Origin of the sequence: Gordonia soli NBRC 108243, from assembly GCF_000334455.1 — a bacterium.
GTDB classification, from domain to species: domain Bacteria; phylum Actinomycetota; class Actinomycetes; order Mycobacteriales; family Mycobacteriaceae; genus Gordonia; species Gordonia soli.
Map to the genome: position 1 here is coordinate 177,807 of NZ_BANX01000020.1, position 18,989 is coordinate 196,795.

Annotated in this window: 10 protein-coding genes and 1 tRNA gene; 3 read left to right on the forward strand and 8 right to left on the reverse strand. The window is 68.6% G+C overall.

All coding sequences use genetic code 11. The features are described 5' to 3' along the window. Positions 1–270 precede the first annotated feature (270 nt). Entirely contained in the window at positions 271–1,791 is a 1,521-nt protein-coding gene (locus GS4_RS14610; RefSeq protein ID WP_007621833.1) for a glycoside hydrolase family 183 protein, read from the reverse strand. 267 nt (positions 1,792–2,058) lie between these two features. Between GS4_RS14610 and GS4_RS14615 the strand changes: the two genes are divergently transcribed. Further along, positions 2,059–2,880 (forward strand): YdcF family protein, encoded by an 822-nt coding sequence (locus GS4_RS14615; RefSeq protein ID WP_245555683.1) that lies wholly within the window; start codon positions 2,059–2,061, stop codon positions 2,878–2,880. Positions 2,881–3,009: 129 nt separating this feature from the next. On the opposite strand, the gene GS4_RS14620 is transcribed toward GS4_RS14615, so the two are convergent. From GS4_RS14620 to GS4_RS14640, 5 genes are all read right to left on the reverse strand, one after another. Beyond that, the gene (locus tag GS4_RS14620) at positions 3,010–4,167 is read right to left on the reverse strand and encodes an acyl-CoA dehydrogenase family protein (protein ID WP_007621835.1); all 1,158 of its coding nucleotides are present in this window, start codon (positions 4,165–4,167) and stop codon (positions 3,010–3,012) included. A 91-nt stretch (positions 4,168–4,258) separates the two neighbouring features. Further along, positions 4,259–5,473 (reverse strand): L,D-transpeptidase, encoded by a 1,215-nt coding sequence (locus tag GS4_RS14625; protein WP_007621836.1) that lies wholly within the window; start codon positions 5,471–5,473, stop codon positions 4,259–4,261. A 174-nt stretch (positions 5,474–5,647) separates the two neighbouring features. Next, positions 5,648–5,723 (reverse strand) — tRNA-Lys (locus GS4_RS14630). Between the two features lie 92 nt (positions 5,724–5,815). Next, positions 5,816–7,021: a L,D-transpeptidase gene (locus GS4_RS14635; RefSeq protein WP_007621837.1), complete on the reverse strand. Its 1,206-nt coding sequence runs from the start codon at positions 7,019–7,021 to the stop codon at positions 5,816–5,818. Further along, positions 7,018–7,239, reverse strand: a complete 222-nt coding sequence (locus GS4_RS14640) for a DUF3618 domain-containing protein (RefSeq protein WP_007621838.1) — start codon at positions 7,237–7,239, stop codon at positions 7,018–7,020. The genes GS4_RS14635 and GS4_RS14640 overlap by 4 nt, the downstream gene beginning before the upstream one ends. Positions 7,240–7,718: 479 nt before the next feature. On the opposite strand from GS4_RS14640, the gene bcp reads away from it, so the two are divergent. Together bcp and GS4_RS14650 are read left to right on the forward strand one after the other, a co-directional pair. After that, complete coding sequence (gene bcp / locus GS4_RS14645) at positions 7,719–8,192, forward strand: thioredoxin-dependent thiol peroxidase (protein WP_040510611.1); 474 nt, start codon at positions 7,719–7,721, stop codon at positions 8,190–8,192. A gap of 10 nt (positions 8,193–8,202) precedes the next feature. Further along, positions 8,203–8,835: a TetR/AcrR family transcriptional regulator gene (locus GS4_RS14650; protein ID WP_007621840.1), complete on the forward strand. Its 633-nt coding sequence runs from the start codon at positions 8,203–8,205 to the stop codon at positions 8,833–8,835. A 34-nt stretch (positions 8,836–8,869) separates the two neighbouring features. Here the strand turns inward: GS4_RS14650 and acpS are convergent, their stop codons facing one another. Together acpS and GS4_RS14660 are read right to left on the reverse strand one after the other, a co-directional pair. Beyond that, complete coding sequence (acpS, locus tag GS4_RS14655; protein WP_040510612.1) at positions 8,870–9,277, reverse strand: holo-ACP synthase AcpS; 408 nt, start codon at positions 9,275–9,277, stop codon at positions 8,870–8,872. A 35-nt stretch (positions 9,278–9,312) separates the two neighbouring features. After that, on the reverse strand, positions 9,313–18,591 hold the full coding sequence (locus GS4_RS14660) for a type I polyketide synthase (protein WP_007621842.1): 9,279 nt from the start codon (positions 18,589–18,591) through the stop codon (positions 9,313–9,315). Positions 18,592–18,989 lie beyond the last annotated feature (398 nt).

The window sequence follows — 18,989 nt, forward strand, 5'->3', positions numbered from 1 at the left end:
ATGCGCGTGCACTATCCACGCGACACCTGGCAGCACGGCAGAATTTGGTCATCGCAAGAGGCGCGAACCCCCCCCCCGTCGTCGAAAGCAGTCCACGCCAGCCGCGACCACGCCCCCGGCCAAAAACTGGCGCCCAGCGACCAGCCGCGTGCAATATCCACTCGGCGCCCGCGTGGGCGGCAGATTTTGGTCATCGCGAGGAGCCGGCCAGAGGCGGTCGGAGGCGCTCCCAGCCCCCCCCGAGCGCGCGGACCCGGCCGTAGGCGCCCCTCAGCTGATCCGCGCGTGCATCAACGACACGTTGTACTCGGTCCAGGTCGACATCGTGAAGTAGAGATCGCGGGCACTCGACCACGGATGCAGGAAACCTCCGTAGAGCTGCGCATAGCGGTTCGAGCGGACGAGGTCGGTGCCGTCGGACCACGCGCCCTGCGGACTTCTCGCCGTGCGTAGGACGATCGCTCCACGGACCGTGTCGAGGTAACTGAGCTGCCATCGCTGAGCCGACTCGTCGTATCGCGCCGACAGTTCGCCGACCGGACCGGCGAACAACACCGACGCCACGTTCCCGTCGCGCGCCGGAACCCACCGACCGTCCCGCCAGTACTGATAGGCGGTCTTGTTGAGCACTTGATCTTTCCGGACGCGGGCCAGACCGACCGATCCGACGCGTGAGTTGGGGGTTCCGAACATGTAGACGTGATCGCCCTGCGGCACCATCGAACTCACCTGGAACTGCGATGTTCCGAAGATGTTGTCCCACCGCGTGTACGGGTCCTTCGACCACGTCGATCCGCCGTCGTCGGAGTAGGCCAGGCCGCCGTAGTTGGTGAGCCACACACCGGGGATCGGGCCCCAGGTACGCACCGACATGTAGCTCAGGAACTGACGGCTGCCGATCGCGAAGCCGGATGTCGGGATGGTGGTCATCTCGTAGCGGTCGATGTGGCGCGCGGAGAGGATCTGCGCCGCATGGCATCTGCTGTCCTGCACCATGGTGTCGATGGACATGCCGTCGGCGAGCTTCCGGTCGGAACTGAAGCCGAGCACGTTGCTCCGCCAGTCCCGGCCGTTGGCCCCCGGCGGGCGGAAGCCCTTGCCGAAGGTGTCGCCGAACGCAACGGCGACCTGCCCGGGCTTCGACTGCCACATGATGCCCAGGTCGGTGCCGTGGATCTGCCAGCGCTTGTCGGTTCGACTCGTCGAGCCCTTGCCGGTCAGCACCGACGCCCGACGCACCCACGACACCCGCGGCGCGTGCGGTCGTGCGGCGAGCGGGCCGGCATCGACGCCCGGTGCCACCGCGGCCGGTCGCGGTGGACGGGGCGCCGGATTCGGGTTGGGCACCGGGATCGGGATGTCGATGGGTCGCGGATCGAGGGTGATCTTCGGGAACTCGAGGCTCAACGCCTGAGAGGGCTTGCCTGGCCGCGGCTTCGGCGGATCGGTGATGTCCGGGCATGGGTCGCTGCACGGGTTCTTCGGAGGCTTCTGCGAAGGGATGCGGATCGGTTTCGACTCCGACTCCGGCTCGGGAACCGGCAGGACTCGTGGATACGGCAGCGGAATCCCGATGCGGTCCGGAAGACGCGGGATCAGATCGCGTGGGGTGAACGGCGTGGGCTTCGGCTTCGGTGGCAGGTCCTCCACGCAGCCGGAGCTGGGGAGCACGATGCCTGGACGGGCGGCCGCCTCACCCGCACCGACGGGCAGGCCAACGGCCATCGACGAAAGCGCAACGAGGAACGCGCACGTCAGCACCGATCCACGCCGCGCGGCTCGTGCCGACATCACGATCCTCCCTCGCGGCACCGAGTACCGCAGTCGTCCGGGACAGCAGGAATCTAGCACCGCCGTCCGTCCATCACCGGCTGATGCCACCGTTCTCCCCCGTCGCGACCGCACCACGATGTGGTCGCGGAACAATAACCACTCTGGTCTCGTGCGTAACTTCCGTTTACTTTCGTCACTGTGAAGATGACTCGTGGCGTCCGTGTGCCCGCATGCACCGACCACCGCCGGGCCGGTTGTCGACGGATGCTGACTGCGGTGACGACGATGCTGATCACCGCTGTCGCGGGCGCGCTCGTCGTCGCCGCACCGGCCGAGGCATCACCCCGCGGCGAGTTCAACCAGGCCGCCGCACAGTTCGGCGCGGGCAACTCCGCGGCCGCGATCGGCCACCTGAACAACGTCCTGCGAGCGAATCCGCGCGACGCCACCGCCCTCGCACTGCGTGCGATCTACGCCGACTACGGCTATGACATCCCGACCAAGATCGACTCGCTCACCCGCCTCAGCGGGGTCGACCACGGCAAGCGCATCCGGGTCGACACGTTGCTGAACGCGATCTTGTCCCAATCGCTGACCCCGCCTAATCCGTTGCCCGCGATGGTGGGCCCACAGACCGCGATCGTCGTGCTCGGCTACGGCCTCCTACCCGACGGTGCGATGCGTCCCGAACTCGTCGGCCGACTCTCGGCCGGGCTCATCCAGGCGTTCATGGCACCCGCATCGCCGGTCATCGTGACCGGTGGCAATCCACGTCGAGGCATCACCGAGGCCGCGGCGATGAAGACCTGGCTGATCCGGCACGGCATCCCGGCCGGCCGAATCCACGCCGAGCACAAGGCGACATCGACCGCAGGAAACGCGGTCCAGTCGGCCAAACTCATGCAATCGATCCGCGCGACCAGCGCGGTGATCGTCACCGATCCCGACCACATCCGCCGCGGCGTGGTCGACTTCATCACCGCGGGCGTCCCCGTGGTCGGTGCGATGGCGACGATCAACGGCTATATCAAGAGTGTGTGGCCGGTTCTGAGCAAGAAGCAGCAGTGGGCGATGTACCGCGACGGCATCTCGGTCCTCGGGCTGTAGCCTTCGGCGCACGATCAACGCGTCCGGGCGCACGATCAACGCGTCCGGGCGCACGATCGACGAGAAAGGCGCCACGATGCGGTGCATCGTGGCGCCTCTCGGATCAGTCGGCGATCCGCGGCGGGTGGCTCACAGCGACCGCGCGATGATCTCCTTCATGATCTCGTTGGTTCCCGCGTAGATCTTCTGGACACGGTTGTCGGCCCACATGCGTGCAATCGGGTACTCGTTCATGTAGCCGTAGCCGCCGAAGAGCTGCAGGCACTCGTCGGCGACGACCATGGCCCGGTCGCTGGTCCACCACTTCGCCATCGCGACGGTCGGGATGTCCAGTTCGCCCTCGAGATGCTTGGCGATGCAGTCGTCGACGAACACCCGCGCGATGCGGGTCTCGGTGGCGGCCTCGGCGAGTTTGAACTTGGTGTTCTGGAAGTTGAAGATCGAACGCCCGAAAGCGTTGCGGTCCTTGGTGTACTCGATGGTCTTGGCGACCGCGGTCTCCATCCCGGCCACCGAGGCGACGGCGATGATCAACCGCTCCTGTGGGAGCTGCTGCATCAGCTGGATGAAGCCCTGCCCCTCCTCGGTACCGAGCAGGTTGCTCGTCGGGACACGGACCCCGTCGAAGAACAGCTCCGATGTGTCCTGACCGCGCTGACCGATCTTGTCGAGCACCCGACCGCGTCGGTAGCCCTCACGATCGGCTTCCACCAGGATCAGCGAGATGCCCTTGGCTCCCTCACTGACGTCGGTCTTGGCGACGACGATGATGATGTCGGCCTGACCGCCGTTGGTGATGAAGGTCTTCGAGCCGTCGATGACGTACTCGTCGCCCTCCTTGATCGCCTTGGTCTTCACGTTCTGCAGGTCCGACCCGGTGCCCGGCTCGGTCATGGCGATGGCACCGACAGCTTCGCCACTGGCCATCTTGGGCAGCCAGGTCTTCTTCTGCTCCTCGCTGCCGTACTCGAGGATGTAGTGGGCGACGATCCCGTTGTGGAGGCTGGCGCCCCACGAGCTGTCGACAGCGCGGGCCTGTTCCTCGATCAGCACGGCCTCGTGAGCGAAGGTACCGCCACCGCCGCCGTACTCCTCGGGGATCGACATGCAGAGCAGGCCGAGTTCGCCGGCCTTGTTCCAGAGGTCTCGATCGACGTGATGCTGCTCGATGAACTTCTCGGTGTTCGGCGAGATCTCCTTCTCGCAGAAACTCCGGGCGAGATCGCGCAGAGCAGTGAGTTCCTCGGTTTCCCAAGGCGAACGGGGGTTGCCGGCCATGTTGTGCATACCAATCGACGAATGACAGTGTCACCCGCGATCGTAACAGTGGCGACTGTCAACGTCGCTGCGGCCCCAGCCCGGGGCGCAGGACCGTCGCTCAGGCGTTGCCCTTCGCCCAGGTCTTCCAGTCGACGTTCCAGTCACCCAGGCCGTCGGTACCCGACAGCGTGCCGCCGGTCGTGTTCTTCACGACCACGGGATCACCACGGAGCGTGTTCTCCATGACCCACAACGCGTTGTCGGGGCTGAGGTTGAGACAGCCGTGGCTGGTGTTGGTGTTGCCCTGCGCCCAGACCGACCACGGCGCCGAGTGGAAGAAGATGCCGCTGTAGGACATCCGCGTCGCGTAGTCGACCGGCGTGCGGTAGCCGTTGGCCGAGTTGGACGGGACGCCGTAGGTCGACGAGTCCATGATGATGTGATCGTGCTTGTCCGACACCAGGTAGACCCCGTTGTCGGTCTCGTCACCAGGCTTGCCCATCGAGGTCGGCATCGTCCGGATGACCTTGCCGTCACGCTCGAAGACCACCTGCTTGGTCTTGTCGTCGGCGGTGATCAGGAGCTTGCGCCCGACCTTGAAGTTGGTGCGGACGTTCTCCTGACCGAAGAGCCCGTCGCCGAGGTCGATGCCGTACGTGTTGACCGCGACGTTGACCTTGGTGCCGGTCTTCCAGAAGTTCTCCGGGCGCCAGCGCACCTCGGTGTCGCTGATCCAGTAGAAGGCACCCTCGGTCGGCGGATCGGTGGTGATCTTGATGGCGCGCTGAGCGGCCTTGCGATTCGGGATCGGTTCGTCGAACTTCACCGCGATCGGCTGTCCCACGCCGACCGTCTCGCCCGGATTCGGCGTCAGATATGCCTGGGTGAGGTTGTTGGGCGCGCGGGTGGTGAAGGAGACCTTCTTGGTGGCCGTGCCACCGATGCCCACGGCGTCGGCCTGCAGGGTGTAGTTGCGGTTGTAACCGAACGGCTCCGCGCTCGTCCAGGTGGTGCCGTCCTCGCTCAGCTCACCCTTGAGCGGCGAACCGTCGGCCTTGTTGACGCGCACACTGGTGATCGAGCCCTCGCTGGCGGCCACCTTGATCGGCGCTCCCGGCTGGACGCCGACGGCGCCCTCGGTCAGCGGCTTCTCGGCCCACTCGGTGACCTCGAGACCCGGCTTGAGCAGATCGTCGAACATGCTGGTGCTGTGCACGTCGTCGCTGTACGAGGCTTCCTGGGAGCACGAGGTCACGATTGCGACGGTGGCGAGCAGGACACCCCCGATCATCAGGTGCCGCCGACGCCGACTGTGGGTACGACCGATCCCCATCTCACTCCAACCTTGATGCGATGCGACCTGGTCCCCGCCGAGGTCGTCCGATGCCTGCGCACAGTGTACGAGAAATTCAGTGGACCGAAATGCCCGAGTCCGGACTTCCGGTCGATCACCCGACACGTCATGCGGCGAGAGAGACGCCCCGCGGTGCGGGACGTCTCTCTCGGGTGGTGCGCCATCAGGGACTCGAACCCCGAACCCGCTGATTAAGAGTCAGCTGCTCTGCCAATTGAGCTAATGGCGCTTGGCGGTGCGAGACGAAACCTTACATGCCGTGGCTACAGAAGTGAAATCGCCAGGAACACAGGGCATAGCCGCACCGAGGAGGCCTCCGGATCAGGCGTTGCCCTTGCTCCAGACCGACCACGGGACGTTCCAATCACCCAGTCCGTCGTCGCCTGGCAGCGGAGGGCCGTTGGTGTTCTTGGCCACCACGATGTCACCGCGAAGGCTGTTGTCCAGGAACCACTTCGCGTTCTCCGGACTCACGTTCAGGCAACCGTTGCTCACGTCTGTGTTGCCCTGGTCGCCCACCGACCACGGCGCGGAGTGCACATAGATACCGCTGAAGGAGATCCGTGTGGCGCTGTAGACGACCTCGCGATAACCCTCTGACGAGCTCACCGGCACGCCGTAGGTCGACGAGTCCATGATCACGCTGGGTACTCGTTCGGCGACGATGTAGATGCCGTTGTTCGTCGGCGACGAGTCCTTGCCCATCGACGTCGGCATGGTCTTGACGAGCTTGCCGTTCTCGTAGACCTGGATCGTCTTGCTGGTGTCGTCGGCGATCGCCACGAATCGGCGGCCGACGGTGAAGTCGGAGTCCAGATTGTTGTCGCCGAAGACGCCGTCACCCAGGTCGATGCCCTTGGTGCGCACCGCCACGTGCACCTTGGTGCCCGGCTTCCAGTAGTGCTGCGGACGCCAACGCACCATCGTGTCGCTGATCCAGTAGAACGCGCCGGCGACGGGCGGGTCGGTGGTGACCTTGATCGCGTTCTGCGCGTTGCGGCGATCCGTGACCGGCTGATCGAACGAGATGGCCACCGGTTGTCCGACACCGACCGTCTCGTTGTCCTCGGTGACCGTGGAGGCCGAGGCGAGCGACGACGCAGACGCCGTGCTGAACCCCACGCGCGCGGCACCTTCACCCTCGACGCCGCGGGCAGCCGCGGTGACGGTGTAGCTGGTGCCGAAGTCCAGGGTGTCGGCAGAGACCCACCGCGAGCCGTCCGAGGACGTGGTGCCCTTGACGGGCCCGTCGGGTCCGCTGACGACGACCGACGACAGACTCCCCTCGGCGGCAGTGACCGTTATCGGAGCACCCGGCTGCACCCCCACTGCGTGATCACGCAGGGGCTGGTCACGCCATCCCGTGACCGAGATGTGCGGGAGGCCCATGGTGTAGAGACTCGGGGCATCCGTCACCGAGTCGGAGTATTCCGGCGAGCCGGTGCAACCTGACAAAGCGGTCACCGTGAGGCCGGTCAGTAGCGTCGCAATCGCGGCTCTGACCTGCCGGCTGCGACGCCGCGTCATCGAATGATCTTCCGGATGACCAAGACCGCGACCACAGAGCCCACCCCGATGAGGGTGAACTTGACCGCAGGAGTGTTGACGATGCGCAGGGCGGTGCTCTTGGCGTCATCGGCCAACCGCTGCGGATTCGCCCGATCTGCGAGGGCGTCGAGGGTCTTCGCCAGATCCTCACGCGCTTGCGCGATCTCCTGCTCGATCCGTTCGGTGTCGCCGGCCACGTCCGTCCTCCCTGCTCGCGTCCCGCTCGCTTGTGATCCATCGCCGGGGCGTCGCTCGTGGGAGCGGACGCGGTCCGGCCATTTGAGAGTACGGCATCGCCGGCGACCGATCGTGTCGTGGCGCACGTCCGGCGCGACCGCGCCGGGAGCCCCGGATTACCGACACCTGAGCGCGTCGTCCTGTGCACTCTCCACCGCGGCTCCCGCTGGCCTGCCAAAAATCCGGGCCGCCGCCGGAGTGTGACCGGCCGACAGTCCGACAGTCTCCCCGCCGTGTCCGACTCGTCCCAGCCCCGGAATCGGATTACTGACACGCGAGCGAGCCGCGCTGTGCGCCATCCACAGCACACACCTGTCACGCGTCAGAAATCCGAAGATCCGCACGCCGACAAACCGGCCAGACCACAACCACACGTCGGGCGCCGACCGGACCGTCGATGCCCGATCGGACCGGCTCGGCGATCGACTAGCCTGTGCTCATGTCTGCGACCACGCGGTTGTCGGCCGGCGACCCGGCCCCGTCCTTCACACTCCCCGACGCCCAGGAGCGTCCGGTCTCGTTGTCGGACTATCGCGGCCGCAAGGTCATCGTGTACTTCTACCCCGCAGCGTCCACACCGGGATGCACCAAGCAGGCGTGCGACTTCCGCGACAACCTCGCGGAGTTCGGCGACGCGGGGATCGACGTCATCGGCATCTCGCCCGACAAGCCCGCCAAGCTGGCGAAGTTCGTCGAGGCCGAGGGGCTGACCTTCCCGCTCCTGTCCGACCCGGACAAGAACGTCCTCACCGAGTGGGGAGCCTTCGGCGAGAAGAAGATGTACGGCAAGACCGTGACGGGTGTGATCCGGTCGACCTTCCTCGTCGACGAGAAGGGCGTGATCGAGGTCGCGCAGTACAACGTCCGCGCCACCGGACACGTCGCGAAGTTGCGGCGGGATCTCTCCGTGTGAGACCGATTCGATGCCCGGACAGCGTGCCGAACCACTAGTACCGCGGAAGCGACCCACGCAGGAGCGCAGCCGACGCAAGTTCGAGGCCATGCTGACCTCGGCCCGCGATCTGTTGATCGACGTCGGATTCGAGTCACTCACCTGCGAGGAGATCGCCTCCCGCGCCGAGGTCCCGATCGGGACGCTCTACCAGTACTTCGCCAACAAGTACGTCATCGTCTGCGAACTCGACCGTCAGGACACCGTCGATGTCCGGGATGAGCTGGCCGCGTTCGCATCCGAGGTGCCGTCGCTGGAGTGGCCACGCCTACTGGAGAAGTTCCTCGACCACCTCGCCGCGCTGTGGCGCGACGATCCGTCACGCCGGGCGGTGTGGCTCGCGGTGCAGTCGACGCCCGCCACCCGCGCGACCGCGACCCTGAACGAACGCGAACTCGCCGCACTGGTGGCGCGAATCCTGGCTCCGCTCACGCCGACTCAGCGCGGACGCCGCGAGATGATGGCCCAGGTGCTGGTGCACACCGCGTACTCGCTGCTGAGCTTCTCCGTCCAAGACGGTCACGATCACCCCGAGACGGTCGCCGAACTCAAGCGGATGCTCGCCGGGTACCTCCTGCTCGAGGAGTCCACCAGCGACATCTGACCGTCGCCGGTGGGTCGGCTCCGCAGCCCGACTGTCAGTTCGGGTCCGACAGCGGCCCCTCGAGGATCGCGACGGCCGCCGCGGTGTCACCGTCGTGGGTCAGCGACACGTGCACCCGGGTGTCCTGCAGGTGGGTGCCGATCTCACCACCCAACCGGATGGCCGGACGACCCCACGTGTCGGTGACGACCTCGATGTCGCTGTGCCGGATCAGCGGCAGGAGAGGCGATCTGGAGAACCGGCTCACCGACCACGCCTTGATCACCGCCTCCTTGGCAGCCCATCGCGCGGCGAGATGCCGGGCCTCGTCACCGGTCCCCGACGCCGCGTCCCGGCGTTCGCCGACCGTGAACCGGTCGGCGAACGTCGTGCCTGGTTGACGCAGTTGTTCGGCGAACTCGGGTATCGACACCACGTCGATGCCGACACCGAGCACACCCACCGCCGTGGTCTCCGTCGTACCCGTCGACCCGGCCGTCACCGGCCGACCGGAGCGCTGATCGGGCAGCCGTAGCTACCACCGGAACCCAGTCGCGCGGCCGGATCCAGCAGCAACTCCGCCTCCGCGGTGTGCTCGTCACGGTCGGAGTCGAGACGACGGTTCGGCGGCCGCTGGTAGGCGGCGGCGCCTCCGTGCATCGCCTGCAGGAGACGGTGTCCGCCTGCGCGCAGCCGCTCGGCCGCCCGCTGCCGGTAGTCCTCGCGGGCCTCCGGGTCGAGCGTCGCGATGAACGCCTCGGGGTGCACGACAGCGATCAGACCCGACACGTGACCGAACCCGAGGCTGGTCAGCAGGCCCGCCTTGAGCGGGAACCGCTCGCCCAGCCGCAGCGTCTCGCGCGGCCACACCAGGTGCGGGTACTCCTTCATCTGCTCGTCGACACAGTCCAGGCTGCGGTTGGGCGGGATCACCCCGTCGCGGAGCAGCTGGCACAGTCCGATCAGCTGGAACGCCGCCGCGCCGCCCTTCGCGTGACCGGTCAGCGACTTCTGTGAGACCACGAACAACGGTGCGCCGTCGCCCCGACCGATCGCGCCCGCGAGTCGCTCGTGCAGCTCGGACTCGTTGGGATCGTTGGCGCGGGTGGACGTGTCGTGCTTGGACACGACAGCGACGTCGTCGGCGGAGACACCGAGTGACTCGAGCGCGTTGGCCAGCGGCGACGATGTCGCGCCGCGCGCGGCACCGAGTGCACCCAGCCCGGGAGCCGGGATCGACGTGTGCACGCCGTCGCCGAAACTCTGCGCCCACGCGACCACACCGAGGACCGGCAGGCCCATCTCGGCGGCCACGTCACCCCGGGCGAGCAGCACCGTGCCGCCACCCTGGGACTCCACGAAGCCACCGCGTCGGCGGTCGTTGGCGCGGGAGAACCGACGGTCGTCGATGCCACGAGCCGACATCGCGGCCGACTCCGCGGTCGCCGACATGTCGCCGAATCCGACCACGCCCTCGATGCCGAGGTCGTCGAAGCCACCGGCCACCGCGAAGAGCGCCTTGCCGAGGCGGATCTTGTCGGCGCCCTCCTCCACGGAGACCGCCGCCGTCGCACAGGCGGCGACCGGGTGGATCATCGCGCCGTAGCTGCCGACGTAGGACTGCACCACATGCGCGGCGACGATGTTCGGCAACGCCTCCTGCAGGATGTCGTTGGCCTTGGCCTCCCCCAGGAGCGTGTTGATGTACAGCTCCCGCATGGCGGTCATGCCACCCATGCCGGTGCCCTGCGTGTTGGCGACCAGACCCGGGTGCACCCACCGCATGAGCTCTTCGGGTGAGAAGCCGGACGACAGGAAGGCGTCGACGGTCGCGACGAGGTTCCACAGCGCCACCCGGTCGACGGACTCGACCATGTCGGGCGAGACGCCCCATCGGGTCGGGTCGAACCCGGTCGGGATCTGTCCGCCGACGGTGCGGCTCAACGCGAACTGTCGGGGTACGCGGATCTCGGTGCCCGCCAGGCGGGTCACCTGCCAGTCGCCGGTGTCGGCGACCTGCGCGACACGGGTCTTCTCCGGATTCGACGACGCGAAGGCACGCGCCTCGGCCTCGGACGTGACCGTGAAGGTGAGGTCCTCGTCGAGGAAGACCGACGTCAGCAGCGGGGCCGAGTTGTCGATCATCGCACCGTCGTCGGCGTAGCGACGGATGCCGCACCGTTCGACGACCACGTCGTGGTAGCGCTCGGCGATGGCGGCCTCGTCGACCGGGTCCCCGGACTCCGCGTCATACCAACCGGGTTTCGGGGCGTCGTCCCAGACGATCAGGCCGGTGTTCCAGGCCAGCTCGACAACGCCTGCCGCCGAGAGCTTCTCGTCGACCTCCATCTCGAAGCGGGTCCGCGCCGAACCATAGGGCCCGAGCTCGCCGGCACCGACGATCACCACGAGGTCCTCGGGGCGGGCGTCGATGGTCGGCCATGCGGGTGTCGACGAGTGCGGTGCGCGCGCCGGCGCAGGCAGAGCGGCCAGCGTGGTCGCCTGCTCCTCCTCGTCGGTCGCGGCATCCGAATCCGCCGCCGCATCGGTGGCCAGCGCCTTGAGGTCGATGGCCGACGGGTCGAGTCCGCCGGTGAAGTCCGCGATCAGCGGCTCGGTGCGAGCCGAGGCGCGCTGCTGCGGACCACACAGGCCGAGCAGGTTGTCGGCCATCTCCTCGGTGCTCCAGGTACGGACACCGGCGGCCTCGACCGCATCCACCAGGCCGTCGTTGTGGCCCATCAAACCCGTACCGCGCACCCATCCGATCAGCGCGTGCGCCAACGTCGTCGTACGGTTCCACGAGTCCTCCGCCGACCAGCGCGTGACCAGCGCGTCCAGCGCGGCCTTGCTCTCGCCGTAGGCGCCGTCGCCGCCGAACATGCCGCGGTTGGGCGATCCCGGGAGCACCACGTGGACGCGGGCGGCCAGGTCGTGGTCGGCGTGGATCTCGCCGAGACCGGCGATGAGCCGCTCGACCGACCAGAGCAGGACCTTCATCTCCAGCTCGGCCCGACCACCTGCGTCGGTGAGGTCACCGGCGACACGTGGTGCGGCGAACGGAAACAGCAGCGTCGGCTTGAGTACCGGCTTCACCACCGACGTGGTGCCGCCCAGGTTCTCCGTCTGCTCGCCACCGATCCACTCCACCAGGTCGTCGACATCGGTGTAGGAGGCCATGTTCGCCGGCGCGACCCAGAGCGCCGCGTCGTAGCGGGCGTGCTCACGGTAGAGCTTCTTGTAGAACGCGAGGCGGTCGGAGTTCAGCCGTGAGGTGGTCGCGACGACCGTCGCGCCGCCGGCCAGCAGCCCCGCGACCACACCGGCCGCGATCGACCCGGTGCTGGCACCGGTCACCACCGCGACGTCCCCCGACCAGCGGCCCGTACCCGGCACCTGCGCGGCATGGGCGATGGCCGAGAAGGTCCGGGCGTGCACACGGTTGCCCGCCGCCAGCGCCTTGCCCTCCCACCAGGTCGCCTGCTGGGCGATGGTGTCGCCTGCGCCGTCGAATCGCCCGACCACGGCGTCGAACTCGTCGTTCAGCTCTGGCTCGTCGGTGAGCCACAAGCGCACCAGATCCTCACGCGCGGTCGCCCATCGGTCGTCGACCAGGACGACCTTGGCGGCGTCGAATGCGGGTGCGACGGTGCGCGCCCAGTCCGAGCCCAGTTCCGCGCTCACCCGATCGGCGAGCGAGGTGTCGGTCTCAGGTGCCTCCTGCGTGCTCGCCTCGTCCGCCAATCCGAGCTTCTGCAGCACCGTGTAGGCCGCGGAGGCGAGTGCCCCGGACCGACCGGTGATCGTCTCGGTGAACTCGGCCAGCGCCGAGGCGTCCACGGTCGCGCCACCGCCGGACTCGGTAGCCGGCTTGCTCACGGCGACACCGCGTTCGGCGCCGACCGCCGCAACAGCACGATCGATGAGCGCGTCGAGCGCGTCGACCCCGGTGACGGGTCCGTCGATCAGGTGACCGAGGTCGCCACCGCGCACGCTGACACCGTCGCGGGTGCCGAGCGCCAGTGCGACGACGGTGTGCAGGCCCCACCCGCCGCCGAGCTGCCACACACCCGACACCCGGTCGGTGATGTAGGACTGTCGCTTGCCGACCGGTCCGAGGACCTTTCGGATCTGATCGGAGACGGCGTCGGTGAGGACCGCGCCGAGCGGTCGATAGCCACGGGCCAGGCTCTCGACCGTCGAGGCGAGGGCGACCATGTCGGCCTCGGCCGCACCGTCGATGGCGCCGAGCCCGAGCTCGCCGCCGATGTCGAGGAGCAGCTGGTTACGACGCGAGGAGACACCGTCGCACAGCGCCTCGATGGTGTCCGCGGAGCCGATCTGCTCCACGCCCATCTTGGTCCACAGCGCGATGACGGACTTGACCGCGTCGGCCGGACCGAACGAGATGTCGTCGGGGCGAGGACCTGCCGCTGCAGGCGCCGGGGCGGCCGCAGGTGCCGGTGTCGCAGGGGTCTGGGCTGCCGGGGCGGGGGTCGCGGCCTGGTCGGCCGGGGCCTCCGCCGACGCTGCGGGCTCCTCGTCCTCGATCTCGACGCCGGCGTCCTGCGCGAGGACCACGTCGGCATCGCGCTCGAGGTTGACCACCTCGGTGACCGCCGACGTGTAGTCGTCGAGCTTCAGTGTGTTCTTCGCGAGACCCGCCAGGGTCGGGGCGCCCTTCACACCGATCTCGACGAAGCGCTGGACGCCGAGCCCACCGCGCTCGGGACCGGTGAACAGCAGGTCCTGGGTCTCGATCCAGCGGACCGGGCTGGCGAACTGCCAGGCCAGCAGCTCGATCAGCACGACGCGGATGAGGCGCTGCTCGTCTGCGGCCCAGGTGTCCCAGTCGGCCAGCACGGTGTCGAGCGGATCGGAGGGCACCAGGGCCGCGATCTCCTCGACGAACGAACGGTCCAAGGTGAACAGACGCGGGACCAGGTTGGGGATGTAGTGCCCGACCAGGATGGCGGGATCGATGTGCTCGGGCAGGAGTTCGCCCAGCTTCGCCCGGAACTCCGGGACACCCGCGCGCAGCACGGTCGAATGGAACGGCACGTCGATGCCCGGGATCACGATGAACGCACGCTTGCCGCCGAACTCGGCACGGCGACGGTCGATCTCGGCTTCGAGGTGCTCGAGCCCGCGGACGGTGCCCGCGATCGCGTACTGCGACCCGAGCAGGTTGAGGTTGACCACCTCGAGGAACTCGCCCGCTGCCGCGCCGATACCGGAGACGAAGTCGGTGACGTCGCCGTCGGCGAGGCCGAACTGACTCGGACGGATGGCGGCCATCCGGTAGTCGCTGCGGCCCAGCTCGTCTCGCGGGACGAGGTGGTGCATGGCCTCGCCGCGCTGGAAGACGACCTCCAGGACGGCCTCGAGGGGCAGTACGCCGGCGCATGCGGCCAGCGCGTTGTACTCACCGACCGAGTGCCCGCAGGTGATCGCGCCCTCGACGAAGCCACCGGCCTCCTTGAGCTCTGCGATCTGCGCCACACCGAGGGTCGCCATCGCGACCTGGGTGAACTGCGTCAGGTACAGAACGCCGTCGGGGTGGTTGTAGGTGGTCCCGTTGGCGACCAGCGTGGTCGGGTTGTCGCGGACCACGGCCAGGATCGAGAAGCCCAGTGCCGCACGGGTGTGCTTGTCGGCGCGATCCCAGATGTCGCGGGCCGCCTTGGAGCGCGACCGCGCGTCGAGGCCCATGCCCTTGCTCTGGATGCCCTGGCCCGGGAAGGCGTAGACGGTGCGCGGCGCGGCCAGCAGACCGGTGGCACTCATGACGAGGGTGTCGCCGACCTTGGCGCTCACCTCGACGACCTCGCGGCCGTGATCGAGCCCGACACGGTCGACGCGGATCGCCACGGCATCCCCGGTGCGGACCATGCCCAGGTAGCGGGCGGTCCAGCCCAGCAGCGGACGCGGCGACGGCATGGGGTTGCGACCGTCGGTCGCGGTGACGACCTGCTGGGCAGCGGCGGACAGCCACATCCCGTGCACGATCGGCTCACCCAGCCCGGCGAGTTTGGCCGCCGACGCGTCGGTGTGGATCGGGTTGCGATCACCGGAGACGACCGCGAAGCCGTGCATCCGCGCGGGGGCGGTGATGGTCGCGGTGCGGAGCAGCTTGCGGGTCGCAGACCGTTCGTCGGTGAGTGCATCACCGGCGCGTGCGGGATCGGTCAGCTTGGCCTCGCCGAGTCGGCCGCGGATCGCGAACCGCTCGGTCAGCAGCGCCACGGGCAGACCCGGCGCGTCGGCACGGGTGATGTCGACGGTGACCTCCACGACACGACCGGCGTCGGTGTCGTGGACGTCGCCGGTGCGGGCGGTGACGGTCAGGTCGGTGGCATCGGCCGGGATGTCCCCGACCAGCTCGACGGCGTGGTCGAGGTGGACCAGGTCGAGCAGTCCTTCGACGACCGGCAGGCCCGATTCGGTACGCGCAGAGCCGATGACACTGAAAACGCTCGGCCATGCGGCGCCGACCAAGGTGTCGGGGACGGCGAACCCGGCCGGCTGCGACGGTGTCGTCGGGTGCAGGTGGGCGGGCAGGGTGTGACCGGTGACCGCCGCGTGATCGGCGACGCTGTCGGGATCCCACCGGACGGTGGTAACCGACGTGCCGTCCGTGACGTCGGCGAGACGTCCGCCTGCGGCGACGGTCAGGATCTCGGCCATCGCGGTCGCCGCGTCCTCGATCGCGATACGCGGGCTGCCGCCGTCGAACAGTGAGCCGTCGACGTGCAGCGGGATGCGGACCGACGACGCAGCGACCGGCACGACGAGATCGAATCGGACCGTTGCCGAGTCGGTTCCGGTCTCGATCCGCTCCAGGATCGCGCCCGACGGCTCGTGCTCGGCGCGATGGGTGTCGACCACCGACCAGCGATCACGCTCACCCAGGAGGGCGATGGGGCTGGGGACCAGTCGTCCGGCCCACTCGACGTCGTCTGCCTCGAGGACCGCGACAACGGTCCCGTCGCCGGCGACCACGCCGTCACGCTTACGGGCGTCGACCGCGACCGATTCGCCACCTGCGGTACGCAGGTCGGTGACGACCTGCGCCTCGAAGCGGTCGAGCAGTTCGCCGACCGGCTCGTCGACGCGCGTGATGCCCGCGACCGCGACCGGTCCCGGGATGATGCAGACCTGGTCGGCGCCGTAGCGCGCATCGTGCGCCTGCCACAGGGAGTCGCTGCGCCACCAGCGGCGCACGTCCTTGTCGATGACGGGGACGAAGTTCACCGGCTTACCGGGCGTCCGGCACAGGCCCAGGAAGAACGCGACGTCGGCGGGATGCAGGACGTCGGTGTCGATCTCGGGATAGACGGTGCCGAGCACGTCGATCGCGGCGTGCGGATCGTCGGTGGTCGACAGGTCGGCGAAGAGCGTCGGGAACTCGCCGCTGTCGAGCGGGTTCATCCGAGCCTCGGTGCGCTGCACCATCTCGGCGAAACGCTGCTGCCAGGAGATGTCGGCCCAGGGCAGCTGATCGCTGCGGCCATCGCCGACGGCGAGCGTCGCGTAGCGGTCCAGCCACTCTCGGTAGGTCATCTCGGCGACGTCACCGAAGTAGGGCTTGGCGGTGTCGGCCATCGCGGCGACGATCTCGTCGCGCCGGTCGGCGACGGCGTCGGCGTCCCCGGCGACCTCGTCGAGCAGACGGCCGCACCGCGACGCGGTGTTGTCCACCTCGTGGATGTCGGCGCCGAGCTGGCTGCGGCCCGACGCCATTCCGGCGGCCGCGTGTCCGGCCCCGATCCACTCCGGGTGGCCCACGGTGTCGACCAGGAGCTGCTTCACCTCGGGCGCGGTGGTCGCCTCGGCGGTGGCCATGGCCGCGGTGCCGACGAGGATGCCGTCCAATGGCATCGCCGGATGATCGTGGGCGGTCGACCAGGCGCCGGTCAGGTATTCGCTGGCCCGCTCGGGTGTGCCGATGCCGCCACCGACGCAGATCACCACGTTGGGGCGGGCGCGCAACTCACCGTAGGTGGCGAGCAGGAGGTCGTCGAGGTCTTCCCACGAGTGGTGACCGCCCGCACGACCGCCCTCGATCTGCACGATCACGGGGTGGTGGGGCACCTCTGCCGCGATCCGGACCACGGCACGGATCTGCTCGACGGTGCCGGGCTTGAAGGCGACGAATCGCAGTCCCGCCTCGACGAACTCGTCGACCAGTGCCACCGCGTCCTCGAGTTCGGGGATGCCCGCGGAGACGACGACGCCGTCGATCGGGGCGCCTTGGGCGCGGGCCTTCTGCACCAGCCGCTTGCCGCCGAGCTGCAGCTTCCACAGGTACGGGTCGAGGAAGAGGGCGTTGAACTGCGCCTGCCGCCCCGGCTCGAGCTGCTCGGTGAGGTCCGCGACGTTGCGGGTGAAGATCTCTTCGGTGACCTGGCCGCCACCGGCCAGCTCCGCCCAGTGACCGGCGTTGGCCGCGGCCGCGACGATGGCCGGGTCGACGGTGGTCGGGGTCATGCCCGCAAGCAGCATCGGCGACCGGCCGGTCAGCCGGGTGAAGGGGGTGTCGACGACGGTGCGCCCGTCGGGGAGTTCGACGAGTCGCGGCGCAAACTGCGACCACGGTGTGGCGACCTCGGGAATCCCGCCCGGACTGAAGAGGTTTCGCTGACCGACGCGCAGCGCGGCGGGCACCAGCCCCACCCCCTGTCCACGGACCAGCGACGAGGTCAGGCGGGTCGCGAGGTCACTCGGGCCGAGGTCGAGAATCCACCGCGCGCCCGACTCGATGACGCCGTCGATCGCGCCGACCCAGTCGACGGTGTCGACGAGCACGGCGGCGGCGTGCCGGGCGGCGAGCCCGGTGTCGATGCCGCACTCGCCGGCCCACTCCACGACCAGGTCGGCGGCCTCGGACATGGCCGGATGATGGAACGCGACACTGACCTCGAGCTGGTCGAACTTGGGCGCGAACGGTGCGCCACCGGTGAGCTTGCGCTTGCGGTCGTCGGCTTCCTGCGCGGCGATGCGCTCGCACCGGGCGACGAATGCCGCGAGATGGCGGGGGGCGCCCGACAGCACCAGCGAGCGACGGTTGTTGCGGATGGCCACCACCGGTGCGGTGACGAGGTCGGCATCGGTGAGCTCGGCGCGGTAGTCGGCGAGGATCGACTCGATCCGGGCAGGGACCACGTTGGAGATCGACACCATCGGGGTGCCGGCGGTGGTCACCGCCAGTCCGCGCCGACGTGCCACCAGGGCACCGGCGGCGGCGATGAGGTGCTCGACGGCCAGCAGCAGGCCCTGGCCCTCGGCGGCGTGTCCGTCGACGCCGACGGCGTCGGTCGCCACCGACCCCTGCGAGTGCCCGACGACGGCTGTCGGGACGATGGCCGCGGTGTCGAGGCCCTGCTTCTTCAGCGCCTCGATCGCAGCGAACTGTCCGAGCAGGACCCCGGGCCCCGACAGCGTGATGTCGGCGAGGTCGGCGTCGGACGGAACCGACTCCTCGGCGTTGAGCGCGCGGACCCAGGCAAGTGGGTGGAAGCCGTCGGAGCGGACGACCGTGATCCGGTCGGCGACCGGCTCGACCAGACGCTCGGAGGCCTCGACGATCGCGGCGATCCGGTGCTCGAGATCGGCGTCGACGACGAGTTCGGCCAACGTGGTGAGCCACGGCGAGCCCTGGCCGCCGAAACTGATGGCATAGGGCTCACCATCGGCCAGCCGTTCGATCAGCGTCGCGGTGGGGCGGTCGGAGCGAGCGGCGCCGTGTGCACCTGAGCGGAACTGATCAACGGTCACGGAATCTCCTAGGGGTCGGCAATGGCGCGCGCGTGCGCAGCCGGATGTCGGGGTGTGTTGTGTCGGGTTGTCACCGGTCGAACTGTCAGCGCGGCCCCGGGGCGGGCACACTGAACCGAACACACCTGCCGCACAACGTCTTCGGCAGCAGCAGAACTCAGCGGCGAGTCGTCATCGGCGTGAACGTGGAACCATCATGACACAGGAAGTTGAGGGTTCCCTCATGTTTGCCGACCACCTCGGGGCGACCCACGGGTATACCCGCCAGTAACCCCGCGGGTAACTTTCCGGACCCGGAGTCACCCCCACCGAGGCGTCGCGATAGCCGCTGATCAACGCGATTCCGCGAGCGCTCGGACGCCCCCGAACATTCGCTCGGTGCATCGTTATCTGATCGT